Origin of the sequence: Pseudomonas sp. FYR_5 (genome assembly GCF_043106315.1) — a bacterium.
In the GTDB taxonomy this organism is placed as follows: Bacteria; Pseudomonadota; Gammaproteobacteria; order Pseudomonadales; family Pseudomonadaceae; genus Aquipseudomonas; species Aquipseudomonas putida_Y.
In genome coordinates, this window is the sequence record NZ_JBICMK010000097.1 from 1 (window position 1) to 16,611 (window position 16,611).

Here is a 16,611-nt window from a genome sequence, read left to right on the forward strand (position 1 = left end):
GTCGCCATCGCGAATGGACTGTTCGCTGAGTCAAAACAGACGAGTTCGCTTCTTGCTTCTTGCTTCTTGCTTCTTGGATGTGGGCATCCACATCGAGTAGGTATTCATTCGCGCAGGTGGCGCATAGTCACCTTTCCGCCCTTACGGCGGGTCACTTTTTGTCAAACGCGACAAAAAGTAACCAAAAAACGCTGTGCTCCCATCATCCGGCCCCTGCGCTACGCTCCGGGGTCCCCTCGCTCCGGGCTTGCTCCCGGGAGGACCGCGCTGCAGGCCCCATCCTGGGGCCCAGCGCTTGACGGGCATCCATGCCCGTCACCTCCCTTCGCAAGCCCTGCGCTCGGCCTCCTGAAGTCGCAATCCGCGGCGCCTGGGCTATCGCGCGCTTAGAAGCAAAATCAAAAGCCGAAGCGAGAGCGAGAGCGAGAGCGAGAGCGAGAGCGAGAGCATCGGGATCTTGCCTTGTTTGGCTCAATGCCCCGCCGATGCCGGCCCCGCCTTGGCGGTAAAGGGCGGCTTGGCAAACCACACCAGCAGAATCAACCCGGCAAATACCCAGCTCATCAAGGTGAAATAATCCACCGTCGACATCATGTAAGCCTGCCCATTGAGTATCTGCTCCAACTGCGCGTAACTCTGCGGACTGGCGCCGCCCAACTGCTCAAGGGTATGCCGCGTCGCCGGATCGAACTGGCTGATGTGCTCGCTCAGGTAGGCATGGTGCTGGTCCGCCCGACGAATCCAGATCCAGGTAGTCAACGAAGCCGCAAAACTCCCGCCCAAGGTCCGCAGGAAAGTCGCCAGCCCCGAACCGTCGGCAATCTGGTGCGGCGGCAGGTCTGACAGCAGGATGCTCAAGGTCGGCATGAAGAACAACGCCACGCCAATCCCCATGAACAACTGCACCAAGGCCACGTGCTGGAAGTCCACCTCGCTGGTGAAACCGGCACGCATGTAGCAACTGGTGCCGATCGCCAGGAACGCCAACCCAGCCAGCACCCGCAGGTCGAACCGGTGCGCATATTTGCCCACGAACGGCGACATGATCACCGGCAGCAAGCCGATCGGCGCCACCGCCAGGCCTGCCCAGGTCGCGGTATAGCCCATCTGCGTCTGCAACCACTGCGGCAGGATCAGGTTGATACCGAAGAACCCGGCATACCCCCCAACCAGCACGATAGTGCCAATGCGGAAGTTGCGGTGCACGAACAGCCGAAGGTTGACCACCGGGTGCCGGTCGGTCAGCTCCCAGATCACGAACACCGCCAGAAACACCACCGAAATCAGGCTGCCGACAATGATGAACGACGACTCGAACCAGTCCAGATCGTTACCCTTGTCCAGCACTACCTGCAAGGCACCGACGCCGATAATAAGGGTCAACAGGCCAATGTAATCCATCGGTTGGCGGCTGGTGACCACCGGGCGCGTGCGCATCTGCTGGCGCACCACGGCAGCAGCGAACAGGCCGATGGGCACGTTGATGAAGAAGATCCACGGCCAGCTGTAGCTATCGGTAATCCAGCCCCCCAGTATCGGCCCGGCAATCGGCGCCACCACCGTGACCATCGCCAGCAGCGCCAGTGCCATCCCCCGTTTTGCAGGGGGATAGACAGCAATCAGCAGGGTCTGGGTCATCGGGTAAAGCGGCCCGGCGACCACGCCCTGCAAGACGCGAAACCCGACCAGCTCGGGCATCGACTGGGCAATACCGCACAGGAACGACGCCAGCACGAACAGCAGCGTGGCCCAGATGAACAGCTTCACTTCACCAAAGCGCCGGCTCAGCCAGCCGGTCAGCGGCAAGGCGATAGCGTTGCTCACCGCGAACGAGGTGATGACCCAGGTGCCTTGCTCGTAGCTTACCCCCAGGTTGCCGGAGATGGTCGGCAGGGCCACGTTGGCGATGGTGGTGTCCAGCACCTGCATGAACGTCGCCAACGACAGACCGATGGTGGTCAGCAGCAGACTCGGCGGCGTGAACTGGGCAGCGGCGTTGTTGCTCATCGCTGCGCCGTCTTGCCGGTTGCGCTGTTTTCGTGAATCAGCCGGGCGATCAGGTTGTCGGCTTCGACCAGCTGGTGGTCATACACCTGGGTGGTGTAGCTGGCCTTCTGCGGTGGCTGCTGGGCCAGGGCCGGACCGCTCTGGTCATGCAGGTCGACTTCGACCACGGTGGACAGGCCGATACGGAGGGGGTGGTCCTTGAGCTGGTCGGGGCTGAGGTGGATGCGCACGGGTACTCGCTGAACAATCTTGATCCAGTTACCGGTGGCGTTCTGCGCCGGCAGCAAGGCAAAGGCGCTGCCGGTGCCCGCGCCAAGGCTGTCGACCGTGCCGCTGTACTTGACCTCGCTGCCATACAAATCAGCGGTGATTTCCACCGGCTGGCCGATGCGCATCTCACGCAGCTGGGTTTCCTTGAAGTTGGCATCGATCCACACCTGATCCAGCGGGATGACCGCCATGGTCGCGGTGCCCGGCTGCAGGCGCTGGCCCAACTGGACGGTACGCTTGGCGACGTAGCCGGTGACCGGCGCGACCAACGTGGTGCGGGCATGGTCGAGGTAGGCCTGGCGCAGGTCGGCAGCAGCAGCCATGACGTCGGGGTGCGAGGACACCACGGTGTCGTCGACCAGCGCACTGCTGGTGCTGAGCTGTTGGCGCGCGCTGTTGACGGCGGCCTGGGCAACGGTCAGGTCGTCGCGGGCATGGGACAGTTCTTCTGCGGCAATCGCACCGCTGTCAGCCAGCACCTTGCGCCGGTTGAAGTCTTGCTGCGCCTTGCGCAGTTCGGCCTGGCGCGTTTCCAGTTGAGCCTTTAGCGAGTCGACGTTGCTGTACAGCCCGCGCACCTGCCGCACGGTGCGTGCCAGCTTGGCTTCGGCGGACTGCAAGGCGACTTCGCTGTCGGCCGGGTCGAATTGCAGCAATACCTGGCCGGCGTGGACCAGGTCGCCGTCATCGGCCCCGATGCTGGTAACGGTGCCAGCGACTAGCGGGGTGATCTCCACCACGTTGCCGTTGACATAGGCATCGTCGGTGCTTTCGTGCCAACGCCCGACAATGCTGTACCAGGCCCAGGTGCCTGCCCCGGCAAGGATCAGCAGCAACAGCAGGCCAAGCAGCCAGGCCTTGCGCTTGCGTGACGGCTCAGGCGCGACGGAGGGAGTCGGGGTATCTGTAGGTGTGGCCATGACAATACCTTGGATAATTCGTTACAGGGTTCAACGGTCGCCGAAGCGGCGGATCGTCAGAGGGTCGCCAGCACCGAGCAGCACCTTGGCCAGCAGGCCTTCCAGGGTCTTGAGCTCCTCTGGTGCCAGCACGCCGCACAACTCGTTCATGGCGGCGGCGCCGATTTCCGGCAGGCGGTTGGCCAGGCGCTGGCCGTCGGCAGTGAGTGCCAGGCGCACTTGGCGACGGTCGTCGGCGCAGCGGTTGCGCACGATCAGCTCCTTCTGCTCGAGGCGGTCGAGCATGCGGGTCATCGAACCGCTGTCCAGGCCCAGGTACCGGCACAGCTCGGCCGGGGTATCCACCTGGTACTGGGTGACGATGATCAGCACTTTGAACTGCGCGGCGGTGACGCCCTCTGACTCCAGGTGCCAGTCAAGAATGCGGTCTTTGAGGATCGCTGCGCGGCCAAGCAACATGCCGATGGCGCAGGTCTGGAAGTTTTCGGGGGAAAAATGGGCCATCGTTGACTGCTCAGTTAAGTGTGTGGAAATATTACTGCCTAGGCAGTGAATGTCAAAGCTTTCATTAGCAAGCTATGAAATATTTCATGACTTCTGCCTGTCTCACCGGTCTCAGCAGGCGCGTATTGCGGCCCTTTGCTACACACAAGGCCGCGCCTGCAAGGGTGTGCGTAAAGGCGGCTAACGCGCTCGCAGGCCCAGCGCCTCCACCGCCCCGCAAGCAATCGCCATTCCCACCAGTTCTGCGAGGCTGCCCGCCTGCAACCGCTTCATCACCCGCCCCCGGTACAGGTCCACGGTCTTGACGCTGATGCCCAACTGCTCGGCAATTTCGCGGTTGTTCAACCCTTGGGCCAAGGGTACGAAGACGTCTCGCTCACGCGGCGTCAGGCCATCGATACGCGCCTGCACCAAGGCCAGCGCCTGATCGCCCTGTCGCGCCAGCCCGGCGTGCTCCAGCGCAGCCTGAACGCTGTCGAGCAGCAACTGGTCGTTGTAGGGTTTTTCGATGAAGTCGCAGGCGCCGGCCTTGAACGCCCGCACCACGATCGGGACATCGGCATGACCGCTGACGAAGATCACCGGCACCATCAGGCCACGCTCACGCATCGCCTGCTGCACAGCCAACCCGCCCAAACCCGGCATGCGCACATCCAGCAAGACGCAAGCGGGCCCATCATCGATGCAGGCGTCGAGAAACGCCTGCCCGCTGGCGAACGGCAAGGCTTGCAGGCCCACCGACTGCAGCAGCCAGACCGTAGAGTCGCGCATCCCCTGGTCGTCATCGACCACATACACTTTTGCTTGCAACACCGCCTCCCCTTATTCCCTGCTGACCGCCAGCCGGCAGCACAGTACCAGACCGCCGTTGTCACCCGCCCGCGCCCACAGGCTGCCACCAAAGCCTTCGATCAGGCTGCGACTCATGCTCAAGCCCAAGCCCAGGCCGTCGGCCTTGCTGGTGGTAAACGGCGTAAAGATTTCATCCAGCCGCTCCGGCGCCACGCCCGGGCCCTGGTCGGCTACCTCAACCAGTACCCCATCGCCATCGCGCGCCGCGCAGAGCAGGATACGTGACGGCCGCTCCCCCTGCTGCTCGCGATTGGCATCGATGGCATTGCGCAGCAGGTTGAGCAGCACCTGCTCCAGCAGCACCCGGTCGGCATACACCAAGGGCAGTTGAGCGCTCATGCGAAGTTCCACCTGCACCTGGTCCCGCGCGGCTTCCCAGGCACACAGACGCATGGCTTCGCCAGCCAGCTCGGCCACATCCAGCGCCTCCAGGCGGCGCGGCCCCTTGCGCAGGAAGGCACGCAGGCGGCGGATCACTTCGGCGGCATGGGTGGCCTGCTCGCTGATACGCTGCAGACCCTGGCCTACTCGCTCGCGAGCCAAGGGGTCACGGTCCAGGCCCTGCAGATAACGCTGACTGGCGTTGGCATAGTTGACCACGGCGGCCAGTGGCTGGTTGATCTCGTGGGCGATACCCGAGGCCAGCTCGCCCAGGGTAGCGAGGCGGGCACTGTGCGCCAGGCTTTCCTGCGCTTCGATGCGCAAGGTGATGTCGCGGGACACGCTGACCACCTCCACCACCGCGCCGGTGTAAGTCTCACGGATCGCCCGGCTGGCGATTTCGAACCAACGGTAGCCACCTGTCGCCTGGCGCACCCGGCAAGTCATCGTGTGGTAGCCGTCCTGGTCCAGCGCGGCAGCGGCCTGACGCAGCACCTGACGCCGCTCGCGCGGATGCAGCAGGGTATGTACAGGCATGCCACGCAGTTGCTCGGGCCACAGGCCGAGCAGGCGGTAGGCTGCCGGTGAGGCATCGAGAAAGCGGCCATCGGGGCTGTGCCGGGAAATCAGGTCGGTGGTGTTTTCGATGATCAGCCAATACAGGCGCCGGGCGCGGCTGGCTTCGCGTGCGCCATGGCGCTCTTCACTGGCATCGCGACAGCGGCCCAGCACCTGCTGGCCCTGGTTGTCCGGCATGAACGTCCACAACACGATGCGTTCGCCGACCTGCACCTCGACATCGCTGATCGCCCGATGCTGGCGCAAACAGGCACGTACCAGTGCAGCGCAATTGGCCGGCAGCCAGCGAGCCAGCTCAGGCCCTTCGGCGACCCAGGCCTGCAGTGCCGGGTTGAGTGCCAGCGGGCTTGCATCACTGGCCAGCAACAGACTGGGTTGTGGGTCGTTGGTGAGCAAGGGGTAAGCAGTGTCATCCACAGTAGGCGGCCTGTTTTTTATAGTAGTTTTACTATATTGCTATAGTCGATATTCCTAATACCATAGCGACTCGCGTAAAACTGCGACAGAGGGGGCGGCCCACCGTCCGCCCCCACTGCACCCTGAACAGAGCTAACAATCAGCCATCGGGGGTCAGGTGCACAGGCTGCGTCTGCCTCCCTTACAGGATTACCGCATGTCGATCTATGCCCAGGGCCTGATGCCCGCTGCCGTCAACCATGTCGCCCTCACCCCGCTGAGCTTCATCGAACGCACCGCTGCCGTTTACGGCAACTACCCGGCCGTCATCCACGGCGCCATCCGCCGCAACTGGCAAGAAACCTACCAACGCTGTCGGCGCCTGGCCAGCGCCCTGGCCGGCCGTGGCATTGGCCGCGGCGACACCGTGGCAGTGATGCTGCCCAACACCCCGACCATGCTCGAGGCGCACTTCGGCGTACCCATGACTGGTGCCGTGCTCAATACCCTGAACGTGCGCCTGGATGCCGAGGCCATCGCCTTCATGCTGCAGCATGGCGAGGCCAAGGTGCTGATCACCGACCGCGAGTTCCATGCAGTCATCGAAGGTGCACTGGCACTGCTTGAACACCCGCCGCTGGTGGTTGATGTAGATGACCCGGAGTACGGCGAAGGCCGCGCGGTCAGCGAGCTGGACTATGAGGCACTGCTCAACGAAGGCGACCCGGAATTTGCCTGGGAATGGCCCGATGACGAGTGGCAGGCCATTTCGCTGAACTACACCTCTGGCACCACCGGCAACCCCAAGGGCGTGGTCTACCACCACCGTGGCGCCTACCTGAACGCACTGGGCAACCAGATGACCTGGGCCATGGGCCACCGCCCGGTGTACCTGTGGACGTTGCCGATGTTCCACTGCAACGGCTGGTGCTACCCCTGGACCATCACCGCCCTGGCCGGCACCCATGTGTTCCTGCGCCGGGTCGACCCGCAGAAAATCCTGACCCTGATCCGCGAGCACAAAGTCAGCCACCTGTGCGGTGCACCGATCGTGCTCAACGCGCTGGTCAACATGCCCGAGGCGGCCAAGGCAGCCATCGAGCACCCGGTGCAGGCCATGGTCGCCGGCGCCGCACCACCGGCCAAGGTCATCGGCGCCGTGGAGCAAATGGGCATCAAGGTCACCCACACCTATGGCCTGACCGAGGTCTACGGCCCGGTGACCGTGTGTGCCTGGCATGACGAATGGGATGCGCTTTCGCTGGAAGAGCGTGCCCGGATCAAGTCTCGCCAAGGCGTGCGCTACCCGACCCTCGACGGCCTGATGGTGGCCGACCCGCAAACCCTTCAGCCGGTGCCCCGCGACGGCGATACCCTGGGAGAGATCTTCATGCGCGGCAACACGGTGATGAAGGGCTACCTGAAAAACCCTGAAGCCACCGCCGAAGCCTTCCGTGGCGGCTGGTTCCACACCGGCGACCTGGCCGTGTGGCATGCCGACGGCTATATCGAGATCAAGGACCGGCTCAAGGACATCATCATTTCCGGTGGCGAGAACATCTCCACCATCGAGGTCGAGGACGCCCTGTACAAGCACCCGGCAGTGCTGGAAGCCGCCGTGGTGGCACGCCCGGATGAAAAATGGGGGGAAACCCCGTGCGCCTTCGTCGCCCTGAAGCCGGGCCGGGAGGACACCCGTGAAGCCGACATCACCAGTTGGTGCCGCGAGCACCTGGCCGGGTTCAAGGTGCCGAAGACCGTGGTGTTCGGCGAGCTGCCCAAGACCTCGACCGGCAAGATCCAGAAGTACGTGCTGCGCGACCGGGCCAAAGCCCTCTGATGCCATAGCCGCTCCCCTTCAGGCGCAGCACACGGCTGCGCCTGAAGGTTCAGCGCACGCCCAACCCTCCCCCACTATTGCAAGAGCTGCCGATGACCACTTATTCCGCCCCCCTGCGCGACATGCGCTTCGTCCTGCATGACGTGTTCAACGCTTCGGGCCTGTGGGCCCGCCTGCCCGCCCTGGCCGAACGCATCGATGCCGATACTGCCGACGCCATTCTCGAGGAAGCATCCAAAGTCACCGGCCAGCTGATTGCCCCGCTCAGCCGCAACGGTGACGAGCAAGGTGTGTGCTTCGACGCAGGCCAGGTCACCACCCCTGATGGCTTCCGCGAGGCCTGGAACACCTACCGCGAAGGTGGCTGGGTCGGCTTGGGCGGCAACCCGGAACACGGCGGCATGGGCATGCCAAAGATGCTCGGCGTGCTGTTCGAAGAGATGCTCTACGCCGCTGACTGCAGCTTCAGCCTGTATTCGGCATTGAGCGCCGGCAGTTGCCTGGCGATCGATGCCCACGCCAGTGAAACGCTCAAGGCCACCTACCTGCCACCACTGTACGAAGGCCGCTGGGCCGGCACCATGTGCCTGACCGAACCCCATGCCGGCACTGACCTGGGGCTGATCCGCACCCGCGCCGAGCCCCAGGCCGATGGCAGCGTGCGCATCAGTGGCAGCAAGATCTTCATTACCGGCGGCGAACAGGACCTGACCGAGAACATCGTCCACCTGGTGCTGGCCAAACTGCCGGATGCGCCCGCCGGTGCCAAAGGTATATCGCTGTACCTGGTACCGAAATTCCTGGTCGAGGCCGATGGCAGTCTGGGCGCGCGCAACGCTGTCCATTGTGGCTCGATCGAACACAAGATGGGCATCAAGGCCTCGGCGACCTGTGTCATGAACTTTGATGGTGCCATCGGTTACCTGGTGGGCGAGCCGAACAAGGGCCTGGCAGCGATGTTCACCATGATGAACTACGAGCGCCTGTCCATCGGCATACAGGGCATCGGTTGTGCCGAAGCCTCCTACCAGAGCGCCGCCCGCTACGCCAACGAGCGCCTGCAGAGCCGCGCAGCGACTGGCCCGCGGGCACACGACAAGGCGGCCGACCCGATCATCCACCATGGCGATGTCCGGCGCATGCTGCTGACCATGCGCACCCTCACCGAAGCGGGTCGGGCGTTCGCCGTGTACGTTGGCCAGCAACTGGACGTGGCACGCTATGCCGAGGACGCCGGCGAGCGCGAGCATGCCCAGCGCCTGGTGGCACTGCTGACGCCGGTGGCCAAGGCATTCTTCACTGATAACGGCCTGGAAAGCTGCGTGCTTGGGCAGCAGGTGTATGGCGGTCATGGCTACATCCGCGAATGGGGCCAGGAACAACGCGTGCGAGACGTGCGCATTGCGCAGATCTATGAAGGCACCAACGGCATCCAGGCCCTTGATCTGCTGGGGCGCAAGGTGCTGGCCGACGGTGGTCAGGCGTTGGCCAGCTTTGCCAGCGAAGTGCGAGCCTTCAGTGTGGATGCGCCCTTGTACCGCGAGGCCCTGCAGGCGAGCCTGGCGCGGCTGGAGGCCACCAGCAGCTGGCTGCGGGAGCAGGCTGGCGAGGATGCCAATCTGGTCAGCGCGGTGGCGGTTGAGTACTTGCAGCTGTTCGGGCTGACCGCATATGCGTACATGTGGGCACGGATGGCGGCGGTGGCGCTGGCCAAACGTGATGAGGATGATGCGTTTCATGGCGCGAAGCTTGCGTGTGCGGCGTTCTACTTCCAGCGGGTCTTGCCGCGGGGGTTGGGGCTGGAGGCGAGTATACGGGCCGGCAGTGGCAGCCTTTATGGACTAGAGGCCGCACAGTTCTGACCGGTGTGTCGCTGACGCGCTTGTTGCAAGGGGTGCCGTGTGCTGCGAAGAGTCCGGTACAGGATTGCGAAGGGTCTCTTCGCAGCATCAGGCTACCCCTGCAGAAACGATTGCAGACAACGCCATGCGCCCGCGAAGGGTTCTCAAACGCTGAAAAACCATGGCTAATCCGACGAAAAACCGGCACAACTGATAGTCATTCGCCATTACATTGGTTCTCGGGAGCCCTCCCGCAAGGGTAGAATGCGCAAAACCCGGAGCCGCAATGAACCACGACCGCCTCAATCCCAACCCAGACGATGCCATCACCGACGCCGCAGCGCATTGGTGCATGCGCCTGCACGCCGAAGATTGCACGCAGGCCGAGCGTGACGTATTCGCTGACTGGTTGGCGGCCGACCCGCGGCATGCCGAAGAGTACCAGGCGATGCTGGAAATCTGGCAAACCGCCGACCTGCTGCCGCGCAGCGCCACCGTCATCGACTTCAACCCACCCGCCAGACACGCCGCCCGCCCTCGCAACTGGCGGCCGCTGGCATCTGCTGCGGCCATCGCCCTGGCAGTGCTGCCGCTGGCCGGGTGGATGGGGTGGGAACAGGGCTGGTTGCCCAACCACTACCAGCACGTTGAAACCGGTGACGGCATGCAGACCGTGGAGCTCAGCGACGGCAGCACGGTACAGCTCAACCTGCACACCGAGCTCACCTTCCTCAACTACAAGGACCAGCGCCGGGTCACACTCAAGCGCGGCGAAGCGTTCTTCAAGGTGCACCACGACAGCAGCCACCCGTTCATCGTGCGTGCCGGCAGTGGCCAGACCCGGGTCACCGGCACCCAGTTCAACGTGTGGAAGTACCAAGACCAGGTGAAGGTCACCCTGGTGGAAGGTTCAGTGCTGGTGTCCAGTGAGGGCAGTGCCGGTGGCTACCGCCTTGGCCCTGGCATGCAGGCCAGCTACCACAAGGGCGACTTCGAGCCGCAGCTGGAGCAAAGCGACGACTATGGCAACAGCCTGGCATGGCGCAGCGGCAAGCTGGTGCTCGACAACCTGAGCCTGGAACAGGCGCTGCCGGTGATCAACCGCTACCTCGACGCCCCGCTGCTACTGGCCGATGCCAGCACCGGCCGCATCCGCATCAGCGGCATCTACAACACCCGTGAAGTGGGGCGTCTGGTCAACAACCTGCCCAAAGTCCTACCGGTCTACCTGACCCGCAGCAAGGACGGCAGCACCGTGCTCAATCGCATCTCGCCGCCGCCCGACAAGGGCTGACGCCCTCCCCGCCTTACAAGGTCATCGCTGCCAACCAGCCGAACGCCATCAACGGCAAGTTGTAATGGATGAAGGTCGGCACCACGGTGTCCCAGATGTGGTGATGCTGGCCATCCACGTTCAGGCCCGAGGTCGGGCCCAGAGTCGAGTCAGAGGCCGGCGACCCGGCATCGCCCAACGCACCGGCGGTACCGATGATGCACACCGTGGCCAACGGGTCGAAGCCCAGTTGCACGCACAGCGGCACGAAGATCGCGGCCAGGATCGGCACGGTGGAGAACGACGAGCCGATCCCCATCGTCACCAGAAGACCTACCAGCAGCATCAGCAAGGCACCGATGCCCTTGCTGTGGTTGATCCACTGCGCCGAGGTTTCCACCAGGCTCATCACCTCACCGGTGGCCTTCATGACCTCGGCAAAGCCGGACGCGGTAATCATGATGAAGCCGATCATGGCCATCATCTTCATGCCTTCGGTAAACAGGTCGTCGGTATCTTTCCACTTGACGATGCCCGACAGCGAGAAGATCAGGAAACCGACCATGGCGCCGATGATCATCGAGTCCAGCAACAGCTGGACGATGAAGGCTGCAGCGATCGCCAGCCCGGCCACCAGCAAGGTCAGCGGGTTGTACTGCACGCTCACCTGTTCCACCTGTTGGATGCGCGCCAGGTCGTATTCACGCTTCTTGCGATAGCTGATGAATACGGCCACCAGAAGGCCGACGAGCATGCCGGCTGCCGGGATAGCCATGGCGTGGGTGACGTTGACGCCGCTCACATCGACACCAGCGCGGGCAACGTTGGCCAGCAGGATCTCGTTGAGGAAGATATTGCCGAAGCCCGCCGGCAGGAACATGTACGGGGTGATCAGGCCAAAGGTGATCACACAGGCGATCAGCCGGCGGTCGATGCGCAGGCGCGTGAGCACGTACAACAGAGGCGGCACCAGCAGCGGGATGAAGGCAATGTGGATGGGCAGGATGTTCTGGGACGACACGGCCACCACCAGCATCAGGCCGATCATCAGCCATTTGAGCTTGCCGCCATTGGCGTCGCCCCGCCGGTCGATCATGCCCAGGGCGCGGTCGGCCAGCGCATGGGCCAGGCCAGACTTGGCAATCGCCACGGCAAAGGCACCCAGCAGTGCATAGGACAAAGCCACCGTGGCACCACCACCGAGACCACCGTTGAAGGCCTTGAGCGTGCCTTCGATGCCCAGGCCGCCCACCAGCCCACCGACCAGGGCGCCGATGATCAGGGCGATGACCACGTGCACGCGGGACAGGCTGAGTATCAGCATGATGCCGACCGCGGCGATCACTGCATTCATGGTTGGCTTACCTCATTACGACAGAAAAAAGCGCGAACTCTGAAGCAGTAGGCGGCAGATGTCAAAAGCGCCTTGATACGGCGCGTTAACTGACGGTCGAATTTAAATTGAATGTTTGAATAAAGAAAAAACGGCTTGAGCCGATACCGTGAGAGGCAGCGAGGTGCCTGGCTGGAGCGCTTTGGCACCTCCAGGCCCCACCGCAGATGAAGCCATAACCCTTACTGCCAAAAAAGGGATCCGCCCCCATGCCTTTGCGACAACTCTCCATCCAGTGGAAGATCACCCTGCTCGCCGGTCTCTGTCTGGCCGCTATCGTCACCTTGCTCGTCGGCCTGTCGCTGTACCGCATGGATCACAGTTCGGACCTGGTCAAGGCCAGCAGCATGCAGATGCTGACCGAGGCGGCGCAGTCGCGTATCGAGTCACAAGGTGAAGTGCAAGCACTGAACATCCGCCGCCAGTTCATGGATGCCTACCAGTACGGCGCCGGCTTCGCCCGCCAGGTGCTGTTCCTGCGCGAGCAGGCCGAAAAGCGCTTTCTCGATGCCTTCGACCTGCGCGAGGACATGACCCGCCAGGTGCGCGCCGCACTGCAAGCCAACCCCGACCTGCTCGGCCTGTCACTGGTGTTCGAGCCCAATGCCCTGGACGACAAGGACAGCCTGTTTGCCGGCAAGGCAGAACTGGGCAGCAACGAAACCGGGCGCTTTGCCCTGTACTGGTCGCAGCCACGCGCAGGCCAGTTGACCTCGATGGCCCTGCCCGAACATGACATGGCCAACACCGAGATCGGCCCCAGCGGCCAGCCGGCCAACACCTGGTGGGTGTGCCCTCGCACATCCGGCAAGGTGTGTGTGGTGGAGCCCTACTTCTACGACATCGACGGCCAGCAGGTACTGATGACCAGCATCGTGTTCCCGCTGGCGGTCAACGGCAAGATCATTGCCACCCTGTCCATCGACATCAACCTCAACAGCCTGCAGGCGCTGAGCCAGGAGGCCAGCCGCAGCCTCTACGAAGGCCGCACCACGGTCGGCATTCTCACCCCGGTCGGCCTGCTGGCAGGCTACAGCGCCGATGCCAGCAAGCTGGCCCAGCGCTTCGACCAGGTAGACCCGGCCAAAGGCGCCGAGCTGGTGCGCAAGCTGGCCGATGGCAAACTGACCATCCTCCACGACCGCCAGCGCTTGAAGGTGCTGGCGGCATTCCGGCCAATCCCGGACGCCCAGCCCTGGGGCGTGTTGCTGGATGTGCCGGAAAACGCCCTGACCGGGCCGGCCGAAACCCTGAAGCAGGAACTTGACGCCCTCAACACCAGTGGCACCCTGCTGGAACTGAGCCTGGGCCTGGCGGCAGCCATTGCCGGCCTGCTGCTGGTCTGGCTGATGGCTCGCGGCGTTACCCGGCCGATCCTTGGCGTGGCCGCCATGCTCAAGGACATTGCCAGCGGCGAAGGCGACCTGACCCGTCGCCTGACCTACCAGAAGCAGGACGAACTGGGCGAACTGGCCGGCTGGTTCAACCGCTTCCTCGACAAGCTGCAGCCAACCATCGCCGAGGTCAAAAGCTCGGTGCAGGCCGCCCGAGGCACGGCCGACCAATCCTCGGCGATTGCCACTGAAACCAGCGCCGGCATGGAACAGCAGTACCGCCAGGTCGACCAGGTGGCCACCGCCTCGCATGAAATGAGCGCCACCGCCCAGGACGTTGCCCGCAGCGCCGCCCAGGCTGCACAGGCTGCACGCGATGCCGACCAGGCCACCCGCGAGGGCTTGGCGGTAATCGACCGCACCACCAGCAGCATCGGTGCCTTGGCCGCCAACATGAGCGACACCATGGCCGAAATAGAAGGCCTGGCGCAGAACAGCGAGAAGATCGGCTCGGTACTGGAAGTGATCCGCTCGATCGCCGAGCAGACCAACCTGCTGGCGCTCAACGCTGCCATCGAAGCTGCCCGCGCCGGTGAGGCCGGCCGTGGCTTTGCCGTGGTCGCCGATGAGGTGCGCAACCTGGCCCAGCGCACTCAGGAGTCGGTGGAAGAAACCCGTCAGGTCATCGAAGCACTGCAGAACGGCACCCGCGAAGTGGTCGGCGCCATGGACCACAGCCACCGCCAGGCCCAAGGTGGCGTGGAGCAGGTAGGCCAAGCCGTCACGGCATTGCAGCGCATAGGCCAGGCAGTGACGGTGATCACCGACATGAACCTGCAGATTGCCTCTGCCGCCGAGGAGCAAAGCGCGGTAGCCGAGGAAATCAACAGCAACGTGGCGACCATTCGTGACGTCACTGAATCCCTGTCAGGCCAGGCCAACGAGTCGGCGCGGGTCAGCCAGTCGCTGAACAGCCTGGCCAACCAGCAGCAAGCGCTGATGGACCAGTTCCGCGTCTGAAGCGAACGGGGCCACGCCTGTGGCCCTGAAACTGACAAAACCTCGTCGTCTACACTTGCCCCCACCGCCAAGGGGGGCGAACGACGAGGTTTACATGAAGCGAATTCCAGCGCTACTGGCCGGGCTGCTGTTGACGGTGGGCCTGGCCAGCACGGACAGCGCCGCATCGGCAGAACAGCCTGCACCTATCCATTTTGGTGCCATCGGCTGGGAAAGCGGCGCCCTCACCACCGAGATCCTGCGCCTGATCGTGGAGCGCGGCTACGGCTACCGCACGGACACCCTGCCTGGCAGCACGGTCAGCATGGAGGTGGCCCTGGCGCGCAATGACCTGCAAGTGATCGCCGAGGAATGGGCCGGGCGCAGCCCTGCCTGGGTCAAGGCCGAACAGGCCGGCCAGGTGTTCGCACTGGGCGATACGGTCAAGCATGCAGAGGAAGGTTGGTGGGTACCGGCCTATGTGATCGAGGGTGATGCCGCTCGTAATCTGAAACCCGTGGCGCCTGAGCTGCACAGTGTCGAGGACCTCAAGCGTTACCCGCAGGTATTTTCCGACCCCGAATCACCCGGTAAAGGGCGTTTTCTCAACAGCCCGAGCGGCTGGACGTCCGAAACCGTCAACAGCCAGAAGCTCAAGGCCTATGGCCTGGATGGCCTCTACAGCAACTTCCGCAGTGGCTCCGGTGCCGCGATGGACGCCGAGATCGGTTCGGCAATCCGCCGTGGCAAACCTGTGCTGTTCTACTACTGGAACCCGACCCCGCTGATGGGGCGCTACAAGCTCATCCGGCTGGAAGAACCACCGTTCGATGCCCAGGCCTGGGCCACCCTCACCGACCCCGCCAACCCCAACCCGAAGGGCAGCCGCTCGCTGCCGGCAAAGTTGTCGATCGGCGTATCCAAAGCCTTTCGCGAAAACTACCCAGACCTGGTCAGCGTGTTCGAACAGGTAGACCTGCCCATCGATCGCCTGAACAAGGCCCTGGCCGTCATGAGCGAAAAACGCACGCCCGCGCGCGAAGCCGCCCTCACCTTCCTGCGCGATAACCGCGAGGTGTGGAAAGCCTGGCTGCCGGCGGACATCGCCGCCAAGGTCGAGGCCAGCCTGTGAGCGGCGGTTTCCCGCAGACCCTGCAGTTTTCCTTTGCCGACAGCATCAACCGCCTGGTCGACGGGTTGGTATTGAACTACGGCGACCACCTGCGCAGTTTTTCTGACCAGTTGCTGCAACTGCTGGTCGGCCTGGAGAACCTGTTGCGTCTGTTGCCTTGGTGGCTGTTGTTGTTGCTGGTGGGTCTGCTGGCCTGGCACGCCAGCCGCAGCCTGCTGCGCAGCGCCGTGCTGGTCGCGCTGCTGGCCCTGATCGGTATGCTCGGGCTCTGGGACAAGCTGCTGCAGACCCTGGCCCTGGTGCTGGTCAGTACCGGTTTGTGCGTACTGGTGGGTGTACCGCTGGGCATCCTGCTGGCCGCCCGGCCACTGGCCAGGCGGCTCCTGTTGCCGGTCCTCGATGTGATGCAGACGCTACCTGCGTTCGTTTACCTGATCCCGGTGCTGATGCTGTTTGGCCTGGGCAAGGTGCCTGCCGTGTTCGCCACGCTGATCTACGCCCTGCCGCCGCTGGTGCGGTTGACCGAACTGGGCTTGAGCCAGATCGACCCCTCGTTGTTGCAGGCCGCACACGGCCTTGGCGCCAGCCGCTGGCAGCGGTTGCGGCGCATCGCCCTGCCCCTGGCGCTACCAAGCATCATGGCCGGGCTCAACCAGTCGGTCATGATGGCCCTGTCGATGGTGGTGGTGGCGTCGATGATCGGCGCCCGTGGGTTGGGTGAGGATGTGTTGGCGGGGATCCAGACCTTGAATGTTGGCCAAGGGATGGAGGCCGGGCTGGCAATTGTCGCCCTGGCCATGGTGATCGACCGGATCAGCCAGGCCTATGGGCGCAGCAGTCGCTGAACCGTATCGCCAAGGCCTGGGAGCAGCCTTGTGCTGCGAGAGGGC

Annotated in this window: 12 protein-coding genes; 6 read left to right on the forward strand and 6 right to left on the reverse strand. The window is 63.8% G+C overall.

From position 1 onward, the window contains the following. Positions 1-471: 471 nt before the first annotated feature. From ACF8RA_RS18520 to ACF8RA_RS18540, 5 genes are all read right to left on the reverse strand, one after another. Positions 472-2,007, reverse strand: a complete 1,536-nt coding sequence (locus tag ACF8RA_RS18520; protein WP_176683320.1) for a DHA2 family efflux MFS transporter permease subunit — start codon at positions 2,005-2,007, stop codon at positions 472-474. Continuing rightward, positions 2,004-3,197, reverse strand: coding sequence for an HlyD family secretion protein (locus ACF8RA_RS18525; protein ID WP_176683319.1), 1,194 nt, complete (start codon positions 3,195-3,197; stop codon positions 2,004-2,006). The genes ACF8RA_RS18520 and ACF8RA_RS18525 overlap by 4 nt, the downstream gene beginning before the upstream one ends. Positions 3,198-3,227: 30 nt before the next feature. Then, complete coding sequence (locus ACF8RA_RS18530; protein ID WP_003247811.1) at positions 3,228-3,701, reverse strand: MarR family winged helix-turn-helix transcriptional regulator; 474 nt, start codon at positions 3,699-3,701, stop codon at positions 3,228-3,230. A gap of 180 nt (positions 3,702-3,881) precedes the next feature. Continuing rightward, on the reverse strand, positions 3,882-4,514 hold the full coding sequence (locus ACF8RA_RS18535) for a response regulator (protein ID WP_176683318.1): 633 nt from the start codon (positions 4,512-4,514) through the stop codon (positions 3,882-3,884). A 9-nt stretch (positions 4,515-4,523) separates the two neighbouring features. Beyond that, entirely contained in the window at positions 4,524-5,930 is a 1,407-nt protein-coding gene (locus ACF8RA_RS18540; protein ID WP_176683317.1) for an ATP-binding protein, read from the reverse strand. Between the two features lie 196 nt (positions 5,931-6,126). Between ACF8RA_RS18540 and ACF8RA_RS18545 the strand changes: the two genes are divergently transcribed. The 3 genes from ACF8RA_RS18545 to ACF8RA_RS18555 all read left to right on the forward strand — a co-directional run bounded on the left by ACF8RA_RS18545 (position 6,127) and on the right by ACF8RA_RS18555 (position 10,884). Further along, positions 6,127-7,749: an acyl-CoA synthetase gene (locus ACF8RA_RS18545; RefSeq protein WP_019437073.1), complete on the forward strand. Its 1,623-nt coding sequence runs from the start codon at positions 6,127-6,129 to the stop codon at positions 7,747-7,749. A 92-nt stretch (positions 7,750-7,841) separates the two neighbouring features. After that, positions 7,842-9,611: an acyl-CoA dehydrogenase C-terminal domain-containing protein gene (locus ACF8RA_RS18550; protein ID WP_176683316.1), complete on the forward strand. Its 1,770-nt coding sequence runs from the start codon at positions 7,842-7,844 to the stop codon at positions 9,609-9,611. Positions 9,612-9,876: 265 nt separating this feature from the next. Continuing rightward, on the forward strand, positions 9,877-10,884 hold the full coding sequence (locus ACF8RA_RS18555) for a FecR family protein (protein ID WP_176683315.1): 1,008 nt from the start codon (positions 9,877-9,879) through the stop codon (positions 10,882-10,884). A gap of 13 nt (positions 10,885-10,897) precedes the next feature. On the opposite strand, the gene ACF8RA_RS18560 is transcribed toward ACF8RA_RS18555, so the two are convergent. Further along, a complete protein-coding gene (locus ACF8RA_RS18560; RefSeq protein ID WP_392519414.1) occupies positions 10,898-12,217 on the reverse strand; it encodes a Na+/H+ antiporter family protein in 1,320 nt (439 codons plus the stop codon). 248 nt (positions 12,218-12,465) lie between these two features. Here ACF8RA_RS18560 and ACF8RA_RS18565 point away from each other — a divergent pair, with 248 nt between their 5' ends. The 3 genes from ACF8RA_RS18565 (at position 12,466) to ACF8RA_RS18575 (ending at position 16,566) form a co-directional block, all read left to right on the forward strand. Further along, a complete protein-coding gene (locus tag ACF8RA_RS18565) occupies positions 12,466-14,610 on the forward strand; it encodes a methyl-accepting chemotaxis protein (RefSeq protein ID WP_176683313.1) in 2,145 nt (714 codons plus the stop codon). Positions 14,611-14,704: 94 nt separating this feature from the next. Beyond that, positions 14,705-15,721, forward strand: coding sequence for an ABC transporter substrate-binding protein (locus tag ACF8RA_RS18570; protein ID WP_176683312.1), 1,017 nt, complete (start codon positions 14,705-14,707; stop codon positions 15,719-15,721). Continuing rightward, complete coding sequence (locus ACF8RA_RS18575) at positions 15,718-16,566, forward strand: ABC transporter permease subunit (RefSeq protein ID WP_176683311.1); 849 nt, start codon at positions 15,718-15,720, stop codon at positions 16,564-16,566. The genes ACF8RA_RS18570 and ACF8RA_RS18575 overlap by 4 nt, the downstream gene beginning before the upstream one ends. The last annotated feature ends 45 nt before the right edge of the window (positions 16,567-16,611 follow it).